22 protein-coding genes are annotated in these 22365 nt (G+C 73.2%); 15 read left to right on the forward strand and 7 right to left on the reverse strand.

All coding sequences use genetic code 11. The features are described from left to right. Positions 1 to 24 precede the first annotated feature (24 nt). Together DAE25_RS04625 and lepB are read left to right on the forward strand one after the other, a co-directional pair. Positions 25 to 1728, forward strand: a complete 1704-nt coding sequence (locus DAE25_RS04625; protein WP_107765073.1) for a multicopper oxidase family protein — start codon at positions 25 to 27, stop codon at positions 1726 to 1728. Positions 1729 to 1732: 4 nt separating this feature from the next. After that, positions 1733 to 2233 (forward strand): signal peptidase I, encoded by a 501-nt coding sequence (gene lepB / locus DAE25_RS04630; RefSeq protein WP_107765074.1) that lies wholly within the window; start codon positions 1733 to 1735, stop codon positions 2231 to 2233. A gap of 3 nt (positions 2234 to 2236) precedes the next feature. Here lepB and DAE25_RS04635 read toward each other — a convergent pair whose 3' ends face one another. Further along, complete coding sequence (locus tag DAE25_RS04635; RefSeq protein WP_107765075.1) at positions 2237 to 4168, reverse strand: cytochrome c oxidase assembly protein; 1932 nt, start codon at positions 4166 to 4168, stop codon at positions 2237 to 2239. A 194-nt stretch (positions 4169 to 4362) separates the two neighbouring features. Between DAE25_RS04635 and DAE25_RS04640 the strand changes: the two genes are divergently transcribed. From DAE25_RS04640 to DAE25_RS23455, 8 genes are all read left to right on the forward strand, one after another. Then, positions 4363 to 6597, forward strand: a complete 2235-nt coding sequence (locus DAE25_RS04640) for a PKD domain-containing protein (RefSeq protein ID WP_107765076.1) — start codon at positions 4363 to 4365, stop codon at positions 6595 to 6597. Between the two features lie 204 nt (positions 6598 to 6801). Further along, entirely contained in the window at positions 6802 to 7698 is an 897-nt protein-coding gene (locus DAE25_RS04645; protein WP_107765077.1) for an AfsR/SARP family transcriptional regulator, read from the forward strand. Between the two features lie 111 nt (positions 7699 to 7809). Beyond that, positions 7810 to 8496 (forward strand): response regulator, encoded by a 687-nt coding sequence (locus DAE25_RS04650; RefSeq protein ID WP_107765078.1) that lies wholly within the window; start codon positions 7810 to 7812, stop codon positions 8494 to 8496. Continuing rightward, positions 8480 to 9859, forward strand: a complete 1380-nt coding sequence (locus DAE25_RS04655; RefSeq protein ID WP_107765079.1) for a sensor histidine kinase — start codon at positions 8480 to 8482, stop codon at positions 9857 to 9859. Before DAE25_RS04650 ends, DAE25_RS04655 begins: the two co-directional genes overlap by 17 nt. A 24-nt stretch (positions 9860 to 9883) precedes the next feature. Further along, positions 9884 to 10312 carry a response regulator gene (locus tag DAE25_RS04660; protein WP_159083570.1) on the forward strand — a complete coding sequence of 143 codons (429 nt, stop codon included), beginning with the start codon at positions 9884 to 9886 and terminating at the stop codon, positions 10310 to 10312. A gap of 53 nt (positions 10313 to 10365) precedes the next feature. Next, on the forward strand, positions 10366 to 10983 hold the full coding sequence (locus tag DAE25_RS04665; RefSeq protein WP_159083571.1) for a copper resistance CopC family protein: 618 nt from the start codon (positions 10366 to 10368) through the stop codon (positions 10981 to 10983). 35 nt (positions 10984 to 11018) lie between these two features. Then, a complete protein-coding gene (locus DAE25_RS04670; protein WP_107765082.1) occupies positions 11019 to 13067 on the forward strand; it encodes a carboxypeptidase-like regulatory domain-containing protein in 2049 nt (682 codons plus the stop codon). 50 nt (positions 13068 to 13117) lie between these two features. After that, a complete protein-coding gene (locus DAE25_RS23455) occupies positions 13118 to 13261 on the forward strand; it encodes a hypothetical protein (protein ID WP_199907438.1) in 144 nt (47 codons plus the stop codon). Positions 13262 to 13275: 14 nt separating this feature from the next. Here the strand turns inward: DAE25_RS23455 and DAE25_RS04675 are convergent, their stop codons facing one another. Then, positions 13276 to 14094, reverse strand: coding sequence for a sigma-70 family RNA polymerase sigma factor (locus DAE25_RS04675; protein ID WP_234410854.1), 819 nt, complete (start codon positions 14092 to 14094; stop codon positions 13276 to 13278). 124 nt (positions 14095 to 14218) lie between these two features. Here DAE25_RS04675 and DAE25_RS04680 point away from each other — a divergent pair, with 124 nt between their 5' ends. Both DAE25_RS04680 and DAE25_RS04685 read left to right on the forward strand, forming a co-directional pair. Next, entirely contained in the window at positions 14219 to 14872 is a 654-nt protein-coding gene (locus DAE25_RS04680; protein ID WP_107765083.1) for a helix-turn-helix transcriptional regulator, read from the forward strand. 161 nt (positions 14873 to 15033) lie between these two features. Beyond that, positions 15034 to 15540: a hypothetical protein gene (locus DAE25_RS04685; RefSeq protein WP_159083572.1), complete on the forward strand. Its 507-nt coding sequence runs from the start codon at positions 15034 to 15036 to the stop codon at positions 15538 to 15540. 2 nt (positions 15541 to 15542) lie between these two features. On the opposite strand, the gene DAE25_RS04690 is transcribed toward DAE25_RS04685, so the two are convergent. From DAE25_RS04690 to DAE25_RS04710, 5 genes are all read right to left on the reverse strand, one after another. Beyond that, positions 15543 to 16229: a GAF and ANTAR domain-containing protein gene (locus DAE25_RS04690; RefSeq protein WP_107765085.1), complete on the reverse strand. Its 687-nt coding sequence runs from the start codon at positions 16227 to 16229 to the stop codon at positions 15543 to 15545. Positions 16230 to 16249: 20 nt separating this feature from the next. Next, positions 16250 to 16669 (reverse strand): DUF1707 SHOCT-like domain-containing protein, encoded by a 420-nt coding sequence (locus tag DAE25_RS04695; RefSeq protein WP_107765086.1) that lies wholly within the window; start codon positions 16667 to 16669, stop codon positions 16250 to 16252. Then, positions 16669 to 17325 carry a PadR family transcriptional regulator gene (locus DAE25_RS04700; RefSeq protein ID WP_107765087.1) on the reverse strand — a complete coding sequence of 219 codons (657 nt, stop codon included), beginning with the start codon at positions 17323 to 17325 and terminating at the stop codon, positions 16669 to 16671. Before DAE25_RS04700 ends, DAE25_RS04695 begins: the two co-directional genes overlap by 1 nt. Before the next feature lie 135 nt (positions 17326 to 17460). Beyond that, complete coding sequence (locus DAE25_RS04705) at positions 17461 to 18342, reverse strand: crotonase/enoyl-CoA hydratase family protein (protein ID WP_234410855.1); 882 nt, start codon at positions 18340 to 18342, stop codon at positions 17461 to 17463. After that, positions 18339 to 19577, reverse strand: a complete 1239-nt coding sequence (locus tag DAE25_RS04710) for an LCP family protein (protein WP_107765088.1) — start codon at positions 19575 to 19577, stop codon at positions 18339 to 18341. Before DAE25_RS04710 ends, DAE25_RS04705 begins: the two co-directional genes overlap by 4 nt. A 23-nt stretch (positions 19578 to 19600) precedes the next feature. Here DAE25_RS04710 and DAE25_RS04715 point away from each other — a divergent pair, with 23 nt between their 5' ends. From DAE25_RS04715 to DAE25_RS04725, 3 genes are all read left to right on the forward strand, one after another. Beyond that, the gene (locus tag DAE25_RS04715; RefSeq protein ID WP_107765089.1) at positions 19601 to 20107 is read left to right on the forward strand and encodes an acyl-CoA thioesterase; all 507 of its coding nucleotides are present in this window, start codon (positions 19601 to 19603) and stop codon (positions 20105 to 20107) included. Then, positions 20104 to 20655: a DUF402 domain-containing protein gene (locus DAE25_RS04720; RefSeq protein ID WP_107765090.1), complete on the forward strand. Its 552-nt coding sequence runs from the start codon at positions 20104 to 20106 to the stop codon at positions 20653 to 20655. Before DAE25_RS04715 ends, DAE25_RS04720 begins: the two co-directional genes overlap by 4 nt. 107 nt (positions 20656 to 20762) lie before the next feature. Continuing rightward, positions 20763 to 22337, forward strand: coding sequence for an LCP family protein (locus DAE25_RS04725; RefSeq protein ID WP_159083573.1), 1575 nt, complete (start codon positions 20763 to 20765; stop codon positions 22335 to 22337). Positions 22338 to 22365: the final 28 nt, after the last annotated feature.

The raw sequence follows: 22365 nt of genomic DNA on the forward strand, positions 1-22365 counted from the left end.
GGGGCAGCAACGAGGGAGCGACCGATGACGAACCTGGGACGACGGGACCTGCTCAAGCTGGCCGGCGTGGGCGCGGGCGTGACCGTGGCCGGTCTGGCCCTGCCACTGGGGCAGTCGGCGAGCACGGCCGACTGGATCAGCACCTCGGTCAAGCCCGCCCGCTACACGCGGCGCCTGCCCGTGCCGGTGCCGTTGGTCGGCACGCCGATGGAGGACGAGTACGGCGAGTACCTCCTGTACGAGATCTCCGAGAAGGCGGCGTCCGCCCAGGTCCTGGACGCGGGCGCACCGCTGACGCCGATCTTCGGCTACGCCGGCGTCGGCGCCGGTCCGTCCGTGCCGGGGCCGCTCATCAAGGTCGACCAGAACACCCGCGTGCGGATGCGCGTCCACAACGACCTGCCGTCGATCCACCCGACGTTCGGCTACGAGGTCGCCACGTCCGTGCACCTCCACGGCTCGGCGACGCTCCCGCAGTACGACGGGTACGCCGACGACGTGACGCGGCCCGGCCACTACAAGGACTACTGGTACCCGAACCACCAGGGCCCGCGCACCCTCTGGTACCACGACCACGGGATGCACCAGACGGCCCAGAACGTCTACAGCGGGCTGGTGGCGCAGTACCACCTCCAGAACGCCTGGGAGAAGGAGAACCTGCCCCAGGGGCGGTACGACGTCCCGCTCACCGTCAGCGACGCGATGTTCGCCAAGAACGGCTCGCTCGCCTACATGGACCGTGACCACTCCGGCCTGTGGGGCGACGTCATCACGGTCAACGGGGTGCCGTGGCCCTTCCACGAGGTCGAGCGCCGCTTCTACCGCTTCCGGATCCTCCTGGCGACGCTGTCGCGATCGATGAGCCTGCGGTTCGTCAACACCCGTACGGGCGCGACGATGCCCATCTACGTCGTCGGCACCGACGGGGGCCTGATGAAGCCCCAGGCGGTCACGAGCTGGCGCCAGGCCGGGGCCGAGCGGTACGAGATCATGGTCGACTTCGCCGGGTGCCGGATCGGCGACAAGGTCGAGCTGACCAACTCCAGCGCGAGGAACAACCGGGACTTCCTGCACACCGGCAAGGTGATGCAGTTCCGGGTGAAGTCCGAGGCGACGGAGACCCGGTGGAACGCCGTGCCCGTCCCGCCCCCCAGCGAGCTGCACCCCGTCATGTCGGCCACGCGCAGTGACTCGCGACGCACCCGCGACATCGACCTCGAGCACGACGACGTCACCAACGAGTTCATGATCAACGGGATGACCTGGGAGGACGTCCAGCGCGGCGACTGGAACGTCTTCGCCGACGAGGGTGACCCGCCGTCGCCCGGCGACTTCGAGATCTGGCGCATCGAGAACAAGTCGGGCGGGTGGTACCACCCCCTGCACATCCACCTCGTCGACTTCCAGATCATCTCCCGCAAGGGCGGCTCAGGCCGGGTCGAGGCGTGGGAGAAGGGCCCCAAGGACGTCGTGTACGTCGGCGAGGGCGAGATCGTCGAGGTCCTGGTGCACTACGCCATGGCGCCAGTGGCCTATCCCGACGGCCGCTCCACCGGTCAGGCCGGCCTCACGGCCACCGAAGGTGGCCGCTACATGATCCACTGCCACAACCTCGCCCACGAGGACCACGACATGATGAACCAGTTCCTCGTCGCTGCCGCCGACGGGACCGTCGACCTGTCGCCCACCCACCCCAACCACCCGGTCTACGCGGCTCCGCCGCAGTGATGCCATGTCCGGTCGGTCGCGGCTCCTCACCTACGTCGTGGTCCTCGCCCTCGTGCTGGGCGCGGTCCTGCTGACGCGGGCCACGCTGGTCGTCCCGGTGCGGGTCGACTCCGCGAGCATGGACCCGACGTACGCCGAGGGTGACGTCGTGCTGGTGTCCCGGCGTCCCCCCGACGTGGACGACCTGACGCGCGGCGACCTGGTCGTCTTCCGGTCCCCGGAGGACGGCACCCGCGCGATCAAGCGGGTGATCGCCCTCGGCGGCCAGGCCGTCGTGGTGCTGGACGGGGTCCTCTTCGTCGACGCCGAGCCCGTCGACGAGCCGTACGTCGACCCCGAGCTGGTCGACGGCTACTACAGCCGGACCTTCATGGTGCCCGAGGACAGCGTCTTCGTGATGGGCGACAACCGTGGCAACTCCGTGGACTCGCGCGACTACGGCTCGGTGCACGCCTCGGACCTGATGGGCCGCACGCTGCTGACGCTGTGGCCACCGGGCGGGTGACGCCTACGCGGTGCCCCGGTCGGTGCCCCGGCTGGTGCGCCCCCGGGCGCCGAGCAGGACCACCAGCAGGAGCACCGCGACAGTGGCCGCCGCCACCAACGCGCCCGCCAGTCGCTGGTCGGCCACGGGGTCGATCCAGCTCCACCGCAGCTCGAGGAACCACTCCGCCGCCAGCAGGCGGTCGCCGTACCGCAGCTGGGCGGCGAGGATCGCCAGGCAGCCGGCGACGCCGACCATGGACCACTGCCACTCGGCGGCACCGCCGGGGCGCGGGGTGACCCCGGCCCCCAGGACGGGCCAGAGGAGGAGCACACCGGCCGCCATCGCCAGGGTGAGGACGGCGAGGTGCATCCAGGACGACCGCTGGGACATCTCGATGAGGGGGGTGCGGTAGACCGCCAGCAACAGCACGCACACGGCGACGGCGCCGGGGACCGCGCTGGCGGCGGCACGGGCCACCCCCGAGCGGAGCAGTCGTGCCGGTGCCTCGGTCCCGCGGGCGGTCCCCACCTCGAGGGCGAGGCCTGCCGGGTCGCCGAGCAGCAGCAGGAGGGGGACCAGGAGCAGCGCCGCCAGGAGCTGGGCGACCTGCACGCTCAGCACCGCCGGCGCGTAGGTCGCCACGCCGGAGCACAGGACGACCAGGGCGACGCCGATCCCGGCGGCGAAGGCCACCGCCCTCGCCCGGGGCCACGGGCGCCCTCGTCGGCGCAGGTCCCGGACCCCGCCGGCATAGGCGGACGCGGCCGCGGCGAGCACGACCAGCACGATCGCGTCGGGCCGCCAGGCCGTGGCGAGCTCGGCGACCGACAACGGCTCCACGACCGCAGGCAGCGTCGGGTGTCCTGTGCCGTGCTCAGGTCGCACCTCCACGGGGACGGGGACGGCGGTCCTCGACAGGGCGGAGGCGAGACCGATCGCCACCCCCATCAGCAACAGCTCGACGCCGGCCAGCCGCAGGAACGGTCGGCCGTCCCCCTCGCGGGCCAGGCTCGCGATCGTCGTACGCCGATGGAGGTGTCCCAGCAGGCCCAGCACCAGGAGCGCCGTCGCCTTGGCCGCCACCAGCGCGCCGTAGCCACTGGTCCACGCGGCGCCCGACGCCCCCAGGCGTTCGACGACCGCGATCAGTCCCGAGCCGGCGAGGGCGAGGTAGGCACCCAGGGCCAGGGGACTGAAGCGCGCCACCGCGCCGGGCAGGAGGGCCGCCTCGCCGCGGACGTGCAGGACCAGTCCCAGCAGGCCCCCGGTCCAGAGGCTGACGGCCACCACGTGGACCACGAGGGCCGACACCACGACGTCGTGTCCCGGCGCCGAGGAGGCGTGCCCGGCCACGGCGCCGGGCAGCAGCGCGGCCACCGACACGACCAGCAGCACGCGGGCACCGGTGGCCGTCCGGGTCGCTCCGGACGAGACACCGACCACGGTGGCCAGCGCCGCCGTCAGGCACAGCGCGGTGCCGGGCCGGGTGGTGGCCACCTCCGCGACCGCCCCGCCGCCGATGCGCGTCACCGGCACCCCGGCGACGTCCGACGCCGTCAGGACCAGCTCGCCGGCGGCCAGCACCGCCCACCCGGCGGCCCACCACCCGGCGGCGGACACGGCGCGCCGGGCGGTCCCGCCGAGCGTCCCGTCCGTTCGGGCGGGAAGGAGGACGGCGGCCACGACGAGCGAGCCGACCGTGCCCACCGCCGCCCCCGTGGCGAGCAGGGACACGATCCGGAGTCCCCACCCGGTGAGCGACCCTGCGTCGGGGAGCCCCTCGGGGACGGCCTGCGGGAGCCCGCCGGTGACCGCCAGCGCCGTGAGGCACGAGGCCACGGCGACCAGTCCCGCGGCCACGACGGCACCCGCCCCGGGGCGGCGGGCCGCGTCCGTGCACGGTCCGGGCGCGTGCGCGCGCGTCGTACCGACCCCGGGTCCCCGCACCGTCATGCCGTGAGCCTGCCCGGTCCACCTTGCAGAAACCTCCAGCCGTGCGCGGACCGTGCGGCGCGGGGCGCCCCGCAAGGAATGCGCAAGGTGCCGCGCCCACGATCGGCCGACCACGAGCAGGCAGCGCGCCTGGACAGGAGCTGAGCACCATGGCAACAACACCGAGACTTCACAGGTCGCGGGGCCGGGGCGGGATGCTGCGGAGCCCACGCGGGCTCGTCGCCTTCCTGACCGCCCTCCTCGTGACGGGCGCCGCCACCGGGGCCCTCGCCGTGCCCGTCGCCCCGACGGCGAGCGACGGCACCCTCAAGGTACGCACGGGACGCCTCGTCGAGGTGGGCCCGACCGCCGAGCACGGCTTCCCGGCCTGGTACCGGGACAGCAACGGAGTGCGCCTCGAGGCGTGCACCACCCTGGACGACCCCCTCTGCGCGACGCTCCCCGACGAGGTGCCCGACCCGGACGCCCCCGTCTCCTACCCGGACAACTTCCCGGGCGAGTTCTTCTACCAGCTGGCCGGCGCGGCCGTGGCCGGCCCCGGCGTCGACATGACGGTCGGCATGGACCTCGAGGGGGCGTGGGCCGCCGAGGAGGTCGTCGAGGGCGACCAGATGGTCTTCGGCCGGATCCGGATCCGCGACAAGTCCATCGCGGACGGTGAGTACCGCGTGACCCACCCGTACGGCGTCGACCAGTTCGTCGTCGCGGGGGACGGCATCAACTACACCCAGGACATCGGCACCACCCCCGGCGCGTTCGGGCAGGCGCTGGCCAGTCGGATCGGCCCGTTCCTGCGCTGGGACCCGGCCGTGGCGCCGGCGGCCCCTGCCGGCTACGTCGGTGACCCGGGGGTCGAGCACGAGGTGGTCGGCAGCCCCTACGGGACCAACTACGTCGCGGTGGAGCGGCGGGACGGCGACGTGTGGACGGAGCTGGCGCGCACCACCGCGTTCAGCATCCAGGGGCGGCTCGCCACCAACGCCGGGGTCGACGTCCAGCGGGCGACGTACACCGTCGGCGCCGACGGCACCGGCTTCGTCGACGTCTACGCGACGTCCGACGCGGGCCAGTCACTCCACGTCCGGGACGCGGGGCTGGGCTTCATCGAGACCGGGCTCGAGGGCGACCGTGGCGTCTACTACGGCCGCTTCGCGACCACGTCGGCCCCCGACGGGCGGTCGGTGACCGTGGCCAACACCAGTGACACCCCGGTGGCCCAGAAGCAGGCGCCGCTCGTCGACGTGGTCACGATCCACGCGGCGGAGTACGACGCCGACAGCGACGTGCTCACCGTCTCGGCCTCCTCGAGCGACCAGGACAGCAGCCCGGGACGGCTCTCGGTGCTCGGGGAGCCTCTCGTCGACGGCCAGGTCCGGATCAGCACGGTCGCGCCGACGGCCACCGTGACCGTCACCTCGGACAAGGGCGGGTCCGCGACGGCCCCGGTCGTGGCCCGCGGTGCCGGGATGCAGGCCGACCAGCCGGTCGCGGCGGCGTTCGCCAACCCGATGGACGCGGCCCCCGGCCAGCGGGTGACCCTCACCGGCACCGGGTCCACCGGCACCATCTCCACCTGGACGTGGCGACAGGTGCCGGCGACCGTGACCGAGGACGTCGAGGTCACCCTCCCCGACGGCACGACCGGGACCCAGCCCTCGACGGTCGAGGTGCCCGTCACCGACGCCAACCGGGTCACCCTGGCCGGGGCGGACACGTCGGTGGCGACCTTCAACGCCCTTGCGGGAGTCGAGGGACCGCTCGCCTTCGAGCTGGTGGTCTCAGGCCCGGCCGGGACCAGCGAGCCGGTGGTCGTGACGGTCACCGTCGTGGCGCCCGACCCGACGCAACCCGCCCCGACCCCGACGGCCGACGCGGGCGCTGACCAGGCAGTACGACGCGGGGCCACGGTCGCGCTGGACGGCTCACGCAGCGCACTGGTGGACACCTACGCGTGGACGCAGGTCAGCGGCCCGTCGGTGACCCTGACCGGGGCCGGCTCTGCGAGGCCGACCTTCGTGATGCCGCTCATGGCGCTGCCGACCAGCACCACCGGGACGAACCCGTCGTACGCCACCAGCGCGACCCCGGTGGTCCTGCGGTTGACGGTGACCGGCCAGGGTGGCCAGCAGGTCACGGACGAGGTGACGGTGGCACCCGCTCCCGAGACACTCGCCATCGGTGCGGCGGAGTACCGCGCCGGGTCCGAGTGGCGGGTCAGCGGCACCAGCACCATCCTGGCCGGCCAGCGCGTGGCCGTCGTCCTCGGGTCCGCGCTGACCGGACGCGTCCTCGGCTTCACCAACGTCGACGCGGTGGGTGCCTGGAGCTTCCGCGGCGCCGGGGGCGTGGCACCGGGGACCCAGTCCACCGTCAGCGCGGTGAGCGCGATGGGAGGGAGTCGGCTGGCGTTCACCTTCAGGCGGCGCTGACACGCGTCGTACGTCCCGGGAGCCGCACGTCCCCCACGGGGGAGTGCGGCTCCCGGCCGTGGTCAGGTCGGCGGTGACCACACCCGGCGACCACCCGATTTTCGGGGGGTCACCCACCCCACGTGCGGCTGACCTGCCCACACGACCGACTCGCAGACTGGAGCTGCCACTCGGGGGTGCCGGACATCGACGAGTGGGGGAACCATGTGGAGGATCGAGCTCTTCGGAGTGACGACGGTGACGACGGGGGACGGGATCGTCTCGACCACGGACCTGGGCGGGGACAAGCCCAGGCAGATCATGGAGATCCTGGCCCTGTCGGCCGGGGTCCCCGTGCCGAAGGACCACCTGGCCGAGCTGCTCTGGGACGGTCACCCGCCGCCGTCCTACCTGGGCACGCTGGAGAGCTACGTCTGCGTCCTGCGGCGCACCCTCGGGCTGGGCCGCGGGCGGGGGGCAACGCTGCGGACGGTCATGCGCGGCTACCTCCTCGATCCCGCGGAGGTGAGCGTCGACCTCCTCGAGTTCCGCCGGCTCCTCCGGCACTCGACCGTGGGTGCCGACCCGCGAGCGGCGCTGGCGCGCCTCGAGGAGGCCCTCACGCTCGTGCGGGCGGAGCTGCTCGTCGGGGACGCGTACGCCGCATGGGCGGTCACGGAGCGGGAGACGTTCCGCCGCGAGCTGGTCGAGGCGGCGACCCTGGCGGCGACCCACGCGACCACGCTGGGTGAGGACGAGGACGCCATCAGGCTCGCCCACCGGGCAATCGCCGCGGATGCGCTCAGCGAGGACGCCTGGTGCCTCCTCATGGGTGCGCTGTGGCGCACCGGCCGGACCACCGAGGCCCTGCGCGCCTACCTCGCGCTCAAGGGACACCTCTCCACCGAGCTCGGCGTCGATCCCTCCGCGGGCACCCAGGACCTCTACCTGCGGATCCTGCGGTCCGAGGGCGTCGACCACCGCCAGGGCGCGCACGACGCGTGCGAGGAGGTGCGGGTGCTGGTGCACCTGCTCCGCCAGGCCGTGGCCTCCGTCCGCGGCGCCGACGCACTGGGACCCGACCACGCGCTGGTCCGCGCGGTCGCGGACCTGGTCGCCTGAGCCGCGCCCGAGTCGCTCCGGGGTCGGCCTGCCCCGCGCGCGTGTCCCTCAGGTGAGGGATGACAGTCCCGGTGGGCCTGAGGAGACTCGAAGGGCACGGGAGGTGTCTGGATGGTCGGCGACGCGCAGGCAGCATCCGACGCACGCCCGCGGGTCAGCGTGCTGGTCGTCGACGACCACCGGACCTTCACCGACCTCGTCCGGCTGGCGCTCGACGCCGAGCCGGACTTCGAGTGCGTCGGTGCGGCGCACACGGTGGCCGTCGCGCGGGTCCTGGCCGCCCGGCACCGACCCGACGTGGTGCTCATGGACGTCAACCTCAAGTCCGAGGACGGCCTCGACCTCACGGCGGAGCTGGTGGCCACCAGGCCGGAGCTGCGCGTGGTCGTCCTGACGGCGCACGGCGACAAGCGGGTGATGAAGCGCGCGGCGGTCGCCGGTGCGTGTGCCCTCCTGCCCAAGGACGGGTCGCTGCCCGAGCTGCTGGAGAGCCTCCGCGGGGCACGTGCCGGTGAGTTCCGGGTCCATCCCGCCCTGCTCCACCACCTCGTGGTCGAGGACCCCGACCCGGTGCCGATGGCCGGCACGGGACCGTCCCTCACCCCCCGCGAGCGGCGTGTCCTCGAGCTGCTGGCCCAGGGCCGCGACGTCCGCGGCATCGCGCGCGAGCTGGCGATCTCGGTGCACACCTGCCGCGGCTACGTGAAGGCACTGCTGTCCAAGCTCGGCGCCCATTCCCAGCTCGAGGCGGTCGCCGCGGCACGCGCGCAGGGGCTGCTCGATGACCTCCGACGATGACCCTCGCACGCCCGACTCCCCGCCGATCGTGCGCTCAGCGGCCCGCTCGGCGGTAGTCCGGTTCACCCTCTACAGCCTAGTGGCCCTCGTCGTCCTGACCGCCGGCACGATCCTGGTCGCGGACCGGATCGCCCGGCACCAGGCGCTCGAGTACGCCAGCGCGCAGGGGGCAGGCGTCGCCCACCGGCTGGCCGCTCCGCTCGTCGACGCCGACGTACGCCGCGACCCCGCCTCGGCCGGCGGGGACCTGGAGCTCGTGATGGGCAACCGGCTGGCGGACGGAAGCCTGCGCCACGTCAAGCTGTGGGACGACGACGGCAGGATCATCTGGGCCGACGACGAGGACCTCATCGGGCAGCGCTTCGAGCTCGAGGAGGACGTGGCCGTGCTGTTCGGGACGACGGAGGTCACCGCGGAGGTGTCCGACCTGTCCCGGGAGGAGAACGTCGCGGAGCGGGACGAGGGCGAGCTCCTGGAGGTGTACGCCGGGGTCTTCGACGCCGATGGCGCCCCGCTGGTCTTCGAGGCCTATCTCCCGGTCGACCGGATGGAGGACGACGCCCGCACGATCGTGATCGCGTTCGTCCCGCTCGTCGTCGGCGCGCTCGTCCTGTTCCTCGCGGTCGTGCTGCCCCTGGCCGTCTCCCTGACACGACGGGTGGAGCGGGCCCAGGCCGAGCAGTCCAGGATGATGCGGCACGCGCTGTTCGCCTCGGACCTCGAGCGCCGACGGATCGCCGCCGACCTCCACGACGGCGTCATCCAGGACCTGGCCGGGCTGGGGTACGTCCTCCCGACCGTGACCAGGGAGCTCGGCACGGAGAGCGACATGGACGGGCCGAGGTCGGTGCTGGAGCGGGCGACGAGCATCATCCGGCACGACACGGCCATGCTCCGCTCGCTGATGACCGATCTCTACCCGCCCGACCTCGAGGGCGACGGGCTCCAGGGGGCCCTCGAGGGGCTCGTGCAGTCCGGTGCGCTCGACGGTGGCTTCACCGCCGAGGTCGACTTCCGCCCCGAGGTGACCATCTCCCCGGAGGCCGCCCGCCTCGTCTACCGCATCACCCGGGAGGCGCTGCGCAACGTCGTCAAGCACGCCGAGGCACGCCGGGTCCGGGTCGAGGTCGCGGGCAGCGACGGTCGGGTGCTGGTGCGTGTGCAGGACGACGGCCGCGGCGCCGGCGAGGATCCGGTCGGCCCCGAGGGCCACCTCGGGCTACGGCTGCTCAGCGACACCCTCAGCGACTTCGGGGGAAGGCTCGAGGTGGGGGGAGCGCCCGGCGGCGGCACGACCGTGGTGGCGAACTTCCCCGCGGACCTGGTGCCGGCCTACCCGAGCAATCTCCAAGGTCTGCCGTGAAGCATGGCTCTCACGGGCTACACAGTGCGAGAGGAGAGAGCCATCCTCACCACCGTCATGCTCGTCGAGGACAACCAGCTGATGCGCGAGCTGCTCGCGTACGTCGTCGACCAGGAGCCCGGGCTGGAGCTCGTCGCCGTCGCCGAGGACGGTGACGCGGCGGTGGAGCTCGGCATGCTCACCCGACCGCAGGTGGTGGTCATGGACGTCAACATCCCCGGCCGAGACGGCGTCGAGGCCACCCGCGCGCTCTGCCGCGGGCTGCCCGATGTGCGGGTGCTCATCCTGAGCGTCTCCTGCAGCCGCCGGCTCGTCCGCCTGGCCCTCGCCGCGGGCGCCTGCGGCTACCTGGTCAAGGACGGATCGCACCACCAGCTCGTCGACGCCATCCGCTCCGCAGCGGCGGGCGGCAGTCCACTCGCCCCCCTGGTCCGCAGGCTGGTCGGGGAATGACGGCGACCAGGAGTCCCAAGGTTCGCCCAAGGTCGGCGGGTCAGGGTGGGGTCATGCAGGACACGAGGGACGCCGCCGCCGGGCGGACGGCGGTCCTGCTCGCTGTCCTGCTGGCCGTCCTCGTGCTCGGCGCGCGGCCCGCCCCGGCCGGCGCCCACACCGATCTGGTCAGCAGCATCCCCGCGCAGGGCGAGCGGGTGTCCCAGGGCCTCGACCGCGTCGAGCTCGTCTTCGCCGAGGACCTGCTCGCCGCCGGGGCGGCCATCGCCGTGCGCGGACCCGCGGGCGAGGAGGTGGCCGTGGGTGCGACCGGCACGTCCGGGAGCACCGCCGCCGCCCGGCTGACCCTGTCGGCACCCGGGAACCACACCCTGACCTACCGCGTCGTGGGCGGGGACGGCCACGTCATCTCGGGCAGCCTCGGTTTCACCGTGGTCGCGGGCGCCACCCCCGGCCGTGTCGCGACCTCGGTGTCTCGGGAAGCCCTCCCTGGCGCGTCGGCCGAGGCCGACGCGCCAGGGTCGGTGATGTGGCTGCTGCTGGTGGCAGTGCTCCTGGTGGCGGTCGCACTGCACCGGGTGGCGGTGCTCACCCGAGGGAAGGCTCGTGCGGCGACGTCCTCGTCCGGCCCACGAGACGAGCCCGGGACGGGAGCCCCCCGGGCTGGTTAGCCTCGCTGCACGACGTGCGCTGAGGGGGAGCCGGGATGGCGCGGAGAACAGCACTGTTGCTCGCGGGGATCTTCGTCAGCGCCTCGGTGGCTGCGCCCGCCGCCGCGCTGACGGATCGCTGGGCGGCCTGGGGGCCCCTCGCCGGGTCCTCCAACGCCTATACGACGACGATGAACCAGCAGTCGCGGGGGTTCCCGGCGGCGACGGTCGCCAGCGACTCGCGGAGCAACGTCCAGCTCGCCGCGGGTGGCAGCGTCTTCCTCGGCCCGGGCACGCCGCCCGGGGCCAAGTACGGCAGCAGCAGCGGCAACCCCTACCTCGTGCTCCGGCCGCGGGCCGACAACGCGAACGCGCCGTCGACGACGACCTACACCTTCGCCGCGCCGACCCCGGACACCGGCTGGGCCTTCGTGCTCGGCGACGTCGACTCCGACCAGGTGCGGATCCGAGCGACCGACAGCACCGGCGACGCAGTCCCGGCGGCAGAGGTCTCGTCGTGGCTCTCGGGCACCTTCAACTACGCGGGTGGCACGGACAGACCGACCTGGGACGCCACGACGTCGACCGTGACGGGCAACCCGGGTGCCGTCGACACCGACGGCGCGAGTGCCTGGTTCGAGCCGGACGTGCGCCTGTCCAGCCTGACGCTCATCTTCACCCGCCGGGCCGGCTTCCCCGTCTACCAGACGTGGTTCGTCAGCCGTGCGCGTCCAGTCGGTGGCGTGGTCACCGGTGTGTCCGCCGGGGGTGCGTGCGACCCGGCGCAGACCGTCCTCACGCTGCTCGCGCCGGGCGGAGAGGTGCTCGGGACGACGAGCCCCGCGGGTGACGGCCGCTACAGCTTCGGTGAGGTCGCCACCCAGGGCGACTACCGCGTGCTGCTCGACGTCCCTGTGTCGTGCGCCGTGCTCGGTGCTGCCGACGACGTCGTCTCCAACCGTGGCAACGACGACGACCCCGCCTCGCGAGCCGACTTCGCCGTACGGGAGGTCGTGCCGCAACCGATCAGCGGGACCGTGCGTGACGCTGCCGGCACCCCCGTGCCCCGCGTGGTCGTCACCCTCACCCGGCCGGCTGGTGGCACGGTCACCACCACGACCGGTCCGGACGGGACCTACCTCTTCGACGCCAACCCCCTCGGCACCGGGTACACCGTGGAGATCGCCGTCCCGGACGGGTACGCGGCCGGTCCCACGACCGAGATCTCGGGCATCGAGGTCGCCGCGACGCCGGTCGGGGGCCAGGACTTCGTCGTCGTCGGCCTGCCCTCGGTCGCCGGCACTGTCACGGGCGGCGGGGCAGGTCTCGGCGGCGCACAGGTCGTGCTCACCCCGGTGGGCGGTGGAACTCCGACCGCCACGGCGACCCTCGGCGACGGCACCTACGAGGTCGAGGACCTCCTGCCGGGCGACTACATCCTGACCGTGGTGGCACCCGACGGCTGGACGGCGCCGCCGGGGCGGGTCGTCACGGTGCCGCCGTCCGGCCTCTCCGGCCAGGACGTCGCCCTCTCCCGCCCGGGCGCCCTCGGCGGGACGGTCACGTCCGGTGGTTCGCCCGTGGCCGGGGTCGAGGTGGTCGTCGACGGACCCGACGGCCAGCAAGTCCTGCCCACCGACGGCGAGGGCAGGTACGCGGTCGACGAGCTCGCGCCCGGCACCTGGACCGTCACCGTCCGTCCGCCGATGGGCACCGTGGTGGACGGTGCCGGGACCCTCACCACCACGACGACGACGGCAGGTGAGTACCGCGGGGGCCTGGACTTCGTCCTGGCACCCACGAGCACCCCGTCACCGACGACGCCGCCCACCCCCTCGCCGACGACGCCGCCCACCCCCTCGCCGACGACCGAACCGCCCTCGACGGACGACCCCGGCGACACGGCCACGACCGACCCCACGTCCACGAGCACGCCGGCAGGCGGGGGCGGCGACGGGACCGGCGCAGACGCGTCCGGGGGAGAGGACCTGCCCGACACGGGTGCCCCAACGACGTGGCTCGCCGCGCTGGCGTCGGGACTGATCTCGGTCGGGCTCGCGCTGGTCGTGGCCGCACGCAGGCGGACCACCGCGCATGGCCGCTGAGCCATCGGGTAGGACTGGGGAGACACACCCCGACCACCGCGGAGGCAGCGATGAGCAGCAAGCCGGACGACGTGACCAGTGACCCGAGCCTCGACGACGGCGAGTCCACCGACTGGTCGGGGGAGGGCGGGAGCACCCCCGACGGTCCCGCGACCGACCCCGAGGCGGACGACCCGGAGGCGGGGGAGGACTAGCTCCTCGTCCCGGCTCAGACCGCCGGTGAGAGGCTGCCGGGCCCGTCGTCGCGCGGCGACAGCTCGCCGCGCAGCTGCCGGTTGATGCCCGACATCAGCCGCGACACCTGGGCCTGGGTCACGCCGACGGCGGCACCGATCTCGTCCTGCGTCGCGTCGTGGAGGTAGCGCAGCTCCAGGATGTGCTGCTCGCGGGTGCCGAGGCGGCGTACGGCGGGAGCCACGGCCGTGCGCGCCTCGACCTGGCCGAAGCCCGGCTCGTGGTGGACCAGCGAGGCCGCGAGCGGTCGCTCGGAGTCGTCGGCCACCGCGTCGAGCGAGTCGACCGAGTAGCCGGCATGCGCCGACACGGCCTCCTCGACCCGCTCGGTCGGGACGCCGAGCCGGGCGGCGATGTCGCTCGGCCGCGGTGAGCGGCCGAGCTCCTGGGTGAGCTCCTCGGCCACTCCGGTGATCCGGGCCTGGAGCTCCTGGACCGAGCGCGGCGGCCGCACCACCCAGCCCGCGTCGCGGAACCAGCGACGCAGCTCGCCGCGGATGCAGGGCACCACGTAGCCGAGGAAGTCGTTCGCCAGCGTGGCGTCGTAGCGGCGGACGGCCTTGACGAGCGCCAGGTAGGCGACCTGCCGGAGGTCGTCGGCGTCGATGCCGCGCCGCTCGTAGCGACGGGCCTCCTGGGTCGCCACGACGAGGTTGAGCCGGATGATCTCGTCCTCGACGTCGCGGCGGGCCTCGTCGCCGTCGTCGAGACGGGAGAGCAGCTCACTGGTCAGTGCCATCCGGCGGGCGCGGGAGACCCCGCGGTGCCCCCGGATCGGGGAGGTGGGTGACACGTGGTTCCTTCGGGCAGTCGAGCGTGGCACGCTGCTCGACCACGACCCCCAGACAACCAGTGCTCCCGCGACCCCACTACCTCCCTTCGGGCATGAGATCTCCGGAGCTGGGTACGGGCCGGGCATGACCGTGATGACACGACGACGCCGCCCCGTGCGCGTCACCCTGGCCCACGAGTGCGACCTCGTGACGGTCGGATTCGCAGGCCTTCTCGCGCCGTACGCCCACCGCGTGCAGGTGCTCCCGTCGCCGGGCGGGGTGCCCTCCCGCGACGTGGACCTCACCCTCCACGACACCCTCGCGGGTGTGAAGGACCTTCCCCTCGCCGCCGTGCGCTCCGTCGTGCACGACGGACGCCTGGTCACCTGGACCTGGAACGCCCGTCCCGAGCTGGTCGAGCTGGCCCTGGGCAACGGTGTCAGCGGGGTCCTCTCCAAGGCCCTGCCCGCGCCCCGGCTCGTGTCGGCCCTCGAGTCGATCCACCACGGTCGTCCGGTCGTCGACCTCGGCAGCGACCAGCGCCCGACCGGGTCGGGGGCGTCGTCCGAGGCGCTCACCCCGCGCGAGGCCCAGGTCATCGCGATGATCACCCAGGGCCTCGACAACCAGACGATCGCCGATCGGGCTTCGATCAGCATCAACTCGCTCAAGTCCTACATCCGGTCGGCCTACCGCAAGATGGGCGTCGCCTCGCGGTCGCAGGCCGTCCTGTGGGGCGTGCGCCACGGCTACCTCGCCTCGGTCGGGACCGTGGAGGACCCCGAGCTCACCGCCTGAGACAGGAGTGGCCGGCCGGGGTCCGGGCTGCGTGAGTCCGGCCCCGACCGGCCACTGGTCCGTGTCACGGGGGTACGACGCCTCGCACCGTCCGCCGTTGCCGGTGTCGTACCCGTGCCGTGCGAATACATACGTCGGGCCGTCCCGGGTACGTCACGGGCATGACTGCCCACCTGGGAGAGCCCGACACCGGACGAGCGCCGGTGCACACCGGCGAGGACCTCGCGGCGCTGCTGGCCGAGCAGCACGGCGAGCTGCGCGAGGCCTGGTGCCGCGTGCCCCGCCTGCACTCCGGCGCGCGGGAGGACGTCTTCCTGCACGCCCGCCGCCTGCTCGCGGTGCACGTCGCGCTCGAGCAGGTCGTGCTCCTACCCCGGCTGGAGGTCGACGAGGCCGGGGCCGCCCTCGGCCGCGAGGTGCTCGCGGCCGAGCAGGAGGGGCTGGAGTCCCTGGGCTTCGACGCGGCCTGCGCGCGGGTCGCGGTCGCGTTCCTGCGCCACTGCGCCGCCCTGGAGGAGGTGCGGCTCACCGGCGTGCTGCCCGAGGCCGACCGTGAGGCCGTCGCGACCGCGATCGCCCTCTGGGACGGGACGGGCGACGCCTACCTCGGCAACACGTGGGTCGAGATGCGTGACACCGCGGTCGAGCAGCTCGCACCCCGGGACTGAGGTCAGCCCTCCGGCAGCGTCCGGCTGTCGATGAGCTGCTGGGCCACCAGGTGCAGCTTGGTGTTGTGGTGCTGGGAGTAGCGGCGCAGCACCTCGAACGCGCGATCCGCGTCGAGGTCGAACCTCTCCATCAGGATGCCCTGGGCCTGGCCGACCAGGTTGCGCGCGTCGACCGCCTTGCGCAGGTGCTCGTCACCGCGTGCGTGCTGCATCGCGACGGCCGCGTGCCGCGCCAGCATGTGCGCGACGTCGGCGTCCGCCTCGTCGAAGGCGCCGGGCTCCGGGTCGTAGAGGTTGAGGCTGCCGATGACCTGTTGGCTGGTGTAGAGGCGCGAGCCGAGCATGCTGCGGATCCCGGCGTCCGCCACGGCCTCGCACCAGCGCGGCCATCGCGACTCCTCCCGCACGTCGCGGATGATCACCTCGTGCCGGTCCGCGATCAGCTCGAGGTCGGGACCCTCGCCGGCCTCTAGCTGGACGGCGTCGAGCCCGGTGACGACGGGGTCGGTCGCGGCCACGGTCTCGACCCGCGCACCGCCGTGCACGAGGATCACCCCGGCGTAGCCGCAGCCGAAGGTCTTGACCGTGAACTCGAGGATGCGCTCGACGGTCTCGTCGAGGCCGTCGACGTCGTGCAGGTCGAGGGCGAGCCGGGCGAAGGCCTCGGCATCGGGGGCGGTGTCAGGCATCGGGTCTCCTGCGGGGCTGCTCAGAAGGCTCTGCGGCGATCCCCCGTGCCGGGATTGTGGCACGTGCGGTGCCCGCGGTGTCCGTGGCGCCAGCCGCGCGACTTGAGCAGGACGACGAGCCCGATGAGCCACATCCACCACGGGACCTGGAGCGCGATCGCGAGGACCAGGGCGGCGACCAGGAACGCCCCCAGCGGGAACCGCCACGACGTGCGTCGCGGGGGCGCCGGGGGCTGCGGAGCCGGCACGACCGCGCGGGGCAGGTCCCAGAACACGATGTCGAGGTCACCACGGGTGCGAGCGGACCAGATCGCGTCGAGGCGCTCGGCGTGCTCCTCGGTGTCGATGCGACCGGCCGCGTAGTGGTCGTTGAGGATCGAGGTCGCGGACTCGCGCTCCCGGTCGCCGATGCGGGCCTCCGCCCTGCGGGGCTCGGCCATCACAGGTCCTCGTCGGGCTCGGGCTCCGGCTCGGTGCCGTCGGCGAGGATCCCGTAGAGCGAGCGACGGGTCTCGACCAGGACGCCGATCGCGGCCTTGCGCTGGGTGTCGGAGCCCTGCGTGACGATCTGCCACACCGCGCTCATGACCTGGCCGATCTCCGACTTGAGGTCGCCCGAGGTGCCGGTCGACGACCGCTGCTGGGCCCGCTCGAAGGGCGCCCAGACGGCCTCGAGCTCGTCGGCGCGCTCCGCGACGTAGCGACCGCCCTCGGTGGTGAGGCGCAGGGTCTTGCGGCCGCGCTCGTCGTCGGTCTCGACGAGGCCCTCGTCGGCGAGCTGCTGGATCGTGGGGTAGACCGATCCGGGGCTGGGGCGCCAGGTCCCGTTGCTCCGGTCGGCGATCTGCTGGATGACCTGGTAGCCGTTGACGGGCTCGCCCCGGTCGGCGGCGTCGGCGAGCGCCGACAGGATCGCCAGGCGGACGTCGCCGCGACGGGCCCGCGGGCCGCCCGAGGGAGGCGGTGCGGTGCCGGTCTGGCCGCCCCAGCCCAGCAGTCCCTGCACCCACGGCGGGGGGCCGCCGGGGCCGCGGGGCGGGCCGCCCCAGCCGTGCTGGTCGAAGCGGAGCTCCCAGGGGTTCTTGCGGTGTCCCATGTGTGTGTCCTCCCGATGTCCGGCGTCGGCAGTCGCTGACCTGTCGCCGACGTATTGCGATATATCGCGATCGTACGACGAGGGATCGACCCGCACAAGGAGATTCCGTCCCGGGAACCGGGCGCCCGGGGCGCGCTAGAAGATCGGCGGCAGGTCGGAGGCCCGACCGGTGAAGTCGGGGTCGCGCTTCTCGCGGAAGGCGGCGACGCCCTCCTTGCCGTCACCGACGGAGGTGTGCCACATGGCCAGCGAGTCGGCCCGGTGCATCTCGAGCGGCGACGCGGCCGACGTGCCGGCGTACAACAGCTGCTTGGCGAGGGCCAGCGCGACGGGGGAGCGGCCGACGACGAAGGAGCGCGCCAGGTCGAGCGCGGCCGGGAGCAGGTCGTCGGGTTCGTGGACCGAGCGCACGAGGCGTCCGTCGCGGGCGGCCTCGGCGGTGAGGACCTCCGCGGAGTAGACCCACTCCAGCGCCTGCTGGAGGCCGACGATGCGGGGCAGGAAGTACGACGAGCACGCCTCGGGAACGATGCCGAGGCGACCGAAGACGAAGCCGATCCGGGCCTTCGTGGAGGCCATCCGGATGTCCATCGCGAGCGTCATGGTCGCCCCGATGCCCACGGCCGGACCGTTGATCGCGGCGATGACGGGCTTCGGGCACGCGTGGATCGCCAGCGCCACCTTGCCGCCGGTGTCGCGGACCCCGTCCTGGTAGGGCGCCTCGGTGAGGTGGTCGCGCATCCCGTCCGGCGTGGGGGCCGCGTCCTCGTCGAGTCCGAAGACGTTGCCCTCGGCGGAGAGGTCCATGCCGGCGCAGAATGCGCGCCCGGAGCCGGTCACCACGATGGCGCGGATCGCGTCGTCGGTGGCCGCGGAGCGGAAGAAGTGCTCGAGCTCGCGTGCCATCGTGACGGTGAAGGCGTTGAGGGACTCGGGTCGGTCGAGGGTGAGCGTGCAGACGCCGTCGTCGTCCGTCGTGACCGAGAGGGTGTCGTGGTCCACCGGTGCCGACGTCATCCGCGTGGCATCCCGCTCGGGGTGCACAGGCTGTCGGGGATGCTGGCCGTGTCGTCCTCGCGGATGTAGGAGAAGAGCTCCTCGGACCGCTCCTCGTCCCACGTGACGGCGAGGTCCTGGATCGGCACCCCGCACGTGAGGCCGGAGTCGCCGTCGACCCGCGTCATCGCGAGGGCGAAGCGCCCCAGCGAGATCGGGCTGGTGCCCTCGCTCACCGAGAACGACCCGGACGACGCCATGGCGAGCTGGTAGTAGCGCACCGGGTTGAGGAAGGTCCACACCGACAGGGCCTTGTCGCCGATCGCCGAGACGACCTCGCGCTGGGCGCGGGCGCGGTCGATGTCGCCGAGCTCGGCGTAGGTCTTGCGGGAGCGGGCGTAGCCGAGGGCGGTCTTGCCGTCGGCCTCCTGGCAGCCCTTCGGGATGTCGAGGTTGGCGTCGGGGTCCTTCATCGCGGTGCGCGGGCAGATCTCCACACCACCCACGGCGTCGACCATGCCCACGAAGCCGCCGAAGCCGATCTCGATGTAGTCGTCGATGCGGATGCCGGTCTCGTTCTCGAGGGTGCGGATGAGCAGCTGGGGGCCGCCGTAGGCAAAGGCGGCGTTGACCTTGTTGCCCTCGCCGTAGCCCGGGATCGAGACGATCGAGTCCCGGGGGATCGACATCAACATGTTGGGGCCGTCGCCGGTGTGGAGCAGCATGATCGTGTCGGTGCGCTGCCCGACCTCGCCGCCGGTGCCGAGCTCCTCGCGCTCCGCCTCGGTGAGGTCGTCACGGGAGTCGGAGCCCACGATCAGGTAGGTGTTGCCGCCCTGCTCGTCGGGGCGGCCCTCGTCGGCGGGCATCGCGTCGATCTTGTCGACCTTGCTCCACGCCCAGAAGGGCACCGCGAGCATGAAGACGAGCCACACCAGGACGAGCAGCTTGACGATGCCGAAGCGGAAGCGCGGGCGGGTCCGCTGCTCCTTCGGCCGGGGCGGGGGAGCGGGCGTGGCCGAGCGGGTCGGGCCGCCGGGCGGTCGGCCACCGCCGGACGACGTCCGCGGCTGGGTGGGCATGACCCGCGTCTCGTCCGGTCGCTCCGGCTCGCCGGAGCGACCCCGGGTGGGGACCATCCGGGTGGCGTCGGCCGAGCCGGCGGGGGGAGAGCCCTTGCCGCCCTTGCCGTAGAGCCAGTCGTACTCGGGGGTCCCTTCCTCGGGACCGCCCTTCCCGGGGGGACGTTCAGCCATGGCCGAGACGCTACCGTGCGCGCATGAGTGAAGCGCTCACCCCGCGTCCGGTGTCCTTCTCCCGGGTCTCGCTCGCGATCGCCGCGACCTCGGTCCACGCCAACATCCTGGGCAACGTCCACGGTGGCGAGATCATGAAGCTCGCGGACTCGACCGCCGGGGCGGTGGCCTTCCGGCACAGCGACGGCCCGGCGGTCACCGCCGCCATGGACGAGATGACCTTCCTGCGACCCGTCCACGTCGGGGACATCGTGACGACGTACGCCCAGGTCAACTGGGCCGGGCGCTCGTCGATGGAGATCGGGGTGCGGGTGGAGGCCCAGCCCTGGGGCAACGCCGCCGACGAGCCGGTCCACGTGGCCAGCGCCTACTTCGTGTTCGTCGCGATCGACGACGACGGTGCCCCCCGACCGGTCCCCGGGCTCGTGACCGAGACTCCGACGGAGGTACGCCGCGAGCGCGAGGCGCAGATCCGGCGCGCGCACCGGCTCGCCCGCAAGCGGGAGATCGACCGGGGGCGCGAGGCATGACGGCCCCGTGGGTGCCCGGTGAGGTGATCACCCGGCGCGAGGTCCTGCACGGGCGGCTCTGGCTCGAGCACCCGGTGACCGTGGTGGACGACGACGGCACCACCTTCGCGGTGCTGCTGGAACCGGGGTCGCCGTTCACCTTCCACGACCATCCGATCGGCCCGCACCCGTGGGGCGCCCACGAGGCCTGGGGCGGGACGACCGTCCTCCAGGTGCACCGGGCCGGGGAGCGCTACGGCGCCTGGAAGTTCTTCGACGAGACCCCGGCCGGCCCGCGGTTCCGTTACTGGTACCTCAACTTCGAGTCGCCGATCGTCCGTGACGACGACGGCTACGACACCGACGACCACGGCCTCGACCTGATCGTCCACCCCGACGGACGCCGGGAGTGGAAGGACGTCGAGCACCTCCACGTCCAGCGGGCCCAGGGCCGGATCGACCTCGAGACCGTGGGTGCGGTCCTCGAGGCCGCCGACCGGGTGGTCGACCTGCTCGACGCCGACGACCGCTGGTGGTCCGAGTACGACGAGTGGACGCCCGAGGCCTGAGGGTCCCTCAGCCTCCGGGGTGGGGCGTCGGCGCGTCGTACCGGGTTGTGACGGGTGGGACTGGTGATACTGGGCGGGCTGACTTCCCCCAGCAAGAGAGGCACCCCATGCCACCCGACAGCTCCAGCGGGTCGCACCCCGACGCTCCGCACGGAACCACCGGTCCCACCGTCACCTCGAGTGACGCGGGCCGCTCCAGCACCGCCGACCGGGCGCAGCGCGTGCGCTTCCGCCGCGCCGTGACGCTGATGGTGATGACCCTCGTCATCCCCGGCTCCGCGCAGCTCGTGGCCGGCAACCGCCGCATCGGCCGGATCGCCACACGCGTGTGGATGACGGTCGTCGTGGTCACCCTCCTGAGCGCCGTCGTGTCGGTCTTCGCGCACTCCTTCGTCTTCTGGGTCGCCTCCAACACCCTGCTCCTCGGCGTCATCCGCCTCGGCCTGATGGCCCTCGCCGTCGGCTGGGCCCTCCTCTTCATGGACGCCTGGCGGCTCGGGCAGCCCCTCGGGCTCCAGCGCCAGCAGCGGCTCGCGGTCGTCGGCGTCAACGGGCTGCTCTCCCTGACCGTCGCCGGCGCGCTGCTCTTCGGCGCCCACATGGTCGACGTGCAGCGCCAGTTCATGCTCACGATGTTCGGCGACGGCGCCGTGGTCGGCGCCCACGAGGGCCGGTTCAACGTGCTGCTCCTCGGCGGCGACTCCGGAGCCGGCCGCTGGGGCCTGCGTCCCGACTCGCTCACCGTGGCCAGCATCGACGCCCGCACGGGCAAGACCGTGCTCATCGGCCTGCCCCGCAACATGGCGAACTTCCCCTTCGAGGAGGGGTCGCCTATGGCGAAGGCGTTCCCTGGCGGCTTCGACTGCGACGGCTGCTACCTCAACGGCGTCAGCACCTGGGCCCAGGACAACACCGAGCTCTTCAAGGGCTCCGACAACCCCGGCGTCGACGCCACGGTGTCGGCCGTCGAGGGCATCACCGACCTCGACATCAACTACTACGCCATGGTCAACCTCGCCGGCTTCCGCAACCTCGTCGACGCGGTCGGCGGCGTGGAGCTGACGGTGCGCGACCGGATCCCGGTCGGGCTGCCGCACGACTCCTTCTTCCGCTACATCGAGCCGGGCACGCGCACGCTCGACGGCATGGACACCCTGTGGTTCGCCCGGGCGCGCGAGGGGTCCGACGACTACTCGCGGATGGCCCGCCAGAAGTGCGTCATGAACGCGATGCTCCAGCAGGTCAGCCCGGAGACGGCCCTGCGCAACTTCGAGAAGATCGCCAAGGCCTCCTCGGAGATGATCTCGACCAGCGTGCCCCGCGGCGAGGTCGGCCGCTTCGCCGAGCTGGCCCTCAAGGCCAAGAGCCAGAAGATCGCGACCGTCTCGCTGGTGCCGCCGCTCATCTCCACGGCCGACCCGGACATCGACCTCGTCCACAGCACGATCGCCGCGGCGATCGACAAGGCCGAGGGCCAGGCCCCGGCACCCGCGCCGGCTCCCGCGCCCGCCGAGGACGAGGCCGAGGCGGCCACCGACCCCGCGACCGGGACCGAGCCGGCGCCGGCTCCCGCCCCGGCCGCCACGCCCGCCGCTCCGCCGTCGATGACGGGCGGCTCGCTCGGGACGCTCAAGGACGGGTACGCCGCCAACGACTCCGAGGACCTCGGGGCGGCCTGCTAGGCGGGGGCGTGCGGCACCTAGGGTGTAC

The organism is Nocardioides terrigena, assembly GCF_003047265.1.
GTDB classification, from domain to species: Bacteria; Actinomycetota; Actinomycetes; order Propionibacteriales; family Nocardioidaceae; genus Nocardioides; species Nocardioides terrigena.

Bases quoted from the DNA above. Each gene is read 5' to 3' on its own strand.
- DAE25_RS04720 (WP_107765090.1), top strand. From the start codon at position 20,104: ATGACGGCCCCGTGGGTGCCCGGTGAGGTGATCACCCGGCGCGAGGTC.
- DAE25_RS04670 (WP_107765082.1), top strand. From the start codon at position 11,019: ATGGCGCGGAGAACAGCACTGTTGCTCGCGGGGATCTTCGTCAGCGCC.
- DAE25_RS04635 (WP_107765075.1), bottom strand. From the start codon at position 4,168: ATGACGGTGCGGGGACCCGGGGTCGGTACGACGCGCGCGCACGCGCCC.
- lepB (WP_107765074.1), top strand. From the start codon at position 1,733: ATGTCCGGTCGGTCGCGGCTCCTCACCTACGTCGTGGTCCTCGCCCTC.
- DAE25_RS04680 (WP_107765083.1), top strand. From the start codon at position 14,219: ATGACCGTGATGACACGACGACGCCGCCCCGTGCGCGTCACCCTGGCC.
- DAE25_RS04710 (WP_107765088.1), bottom strand. From the start codon at position 19,577: ATGGCTGAACGTCCCCCCGGGAAGGGCGGTCCCGAGGAAGGGACCCCC.
- DAE25_RS04655 (WP_107765079.1), top strand. From the start codon at position 8,480: ATGACCTCCGACGATGACCCTCGCACGCCCGACTCCCCGCCGATCGTG.
- DAE25_RS04640 (WP_107765076.1), top strand. From the start codon at position 4,363: ATGCTGCGGAGCCCACGCGGGCTCGTCGCCTTCCTGACCGCCCTCCTC.
- DAE25_RS04625 (WP_107765073.1), top strand. From the start codon at position 25: ATGACGAACCTGGGACGACGGGACCTGCTCAAGCTGGCCGGCGTGGGC.
- DAE25_RS04690 (WP_107765085.1), bottom strand. From the start codon at position 16,229: ATGCCTGACACCGCCCCCGATGCCGAGGCCTTCGCCCGGCTCGCCCTC.
- DAE25_RS04650 (WP_107765078.1), top strand. From the start codon at position 7,810: ATGGTCGGCGACGCGCAGGCAGCATCCGACGCACGCCCGCGGGTCAGC.
- DAE25_RS04705 (WP_234410855.1), bottom strand. From the start codon at position 18,342: ATGACGTCGGCACCGGTGGACCACGACACCCTCTCGGTCACGACGGAC.
- DAE25_RS04685 (WP_159083572.1), top strand. From the start codon at position 15,034: ATGACTGCCCACCTGGGAGAGCCCGACACCGGACGAGCGCCGGTGCAC.
- DAE25_RS04665 (WP_159083571.1), top strand. From the start codon at position 10,366: ATGCAGGACACGAGGGACGCCGCCGCCGGGCGGACGGCGGTCCTGCTC.
- DAE25_RS23455 (WP_199907438.1), top strand. From the start codon at position 13,118: ATGAGCAGCAAGCCGGACGACGTGACCAGTGACCCGAGCCTCGACGAC.
- DAE25_RS04725 (WP_159083573.1), top strand. From the start codon at position 20,763: ATGCCACCCGACAGCTCCAGCGGGTCGCACCCCGACGCTCCGCACGGA.
- DAE25_RS04695 (WP_107765086.1), bottom strand. From the start codon at position 16,669: ATGGCCGAGCCCCGCAGGGCGGAGGCCCGCATCGGCGACCGGGAGCGC.
- DAE25_RS04715 (WP_107765089.1), top strand. From the start codon at position 19,601: ATGAGTGAAGCGCTCACCCCGCGTCCGGTGTCCTTCTCCCGGGTCTCG.
- DAE25_RS04700 (WP_107765087.1), bottom strand. From the start codon at position 17,325: ATGGGACACCGCAAGAACCCCTGGGAGCTCCGCTTCGACCAGCACGGC.
- DAE25_RS04645 (WP_107765077.1), top strand. From the start codon at position 6,802: ATGTGGAGGATCGAGCTCTTCGGAGTGACGACGGTGACGACGGGGGAC.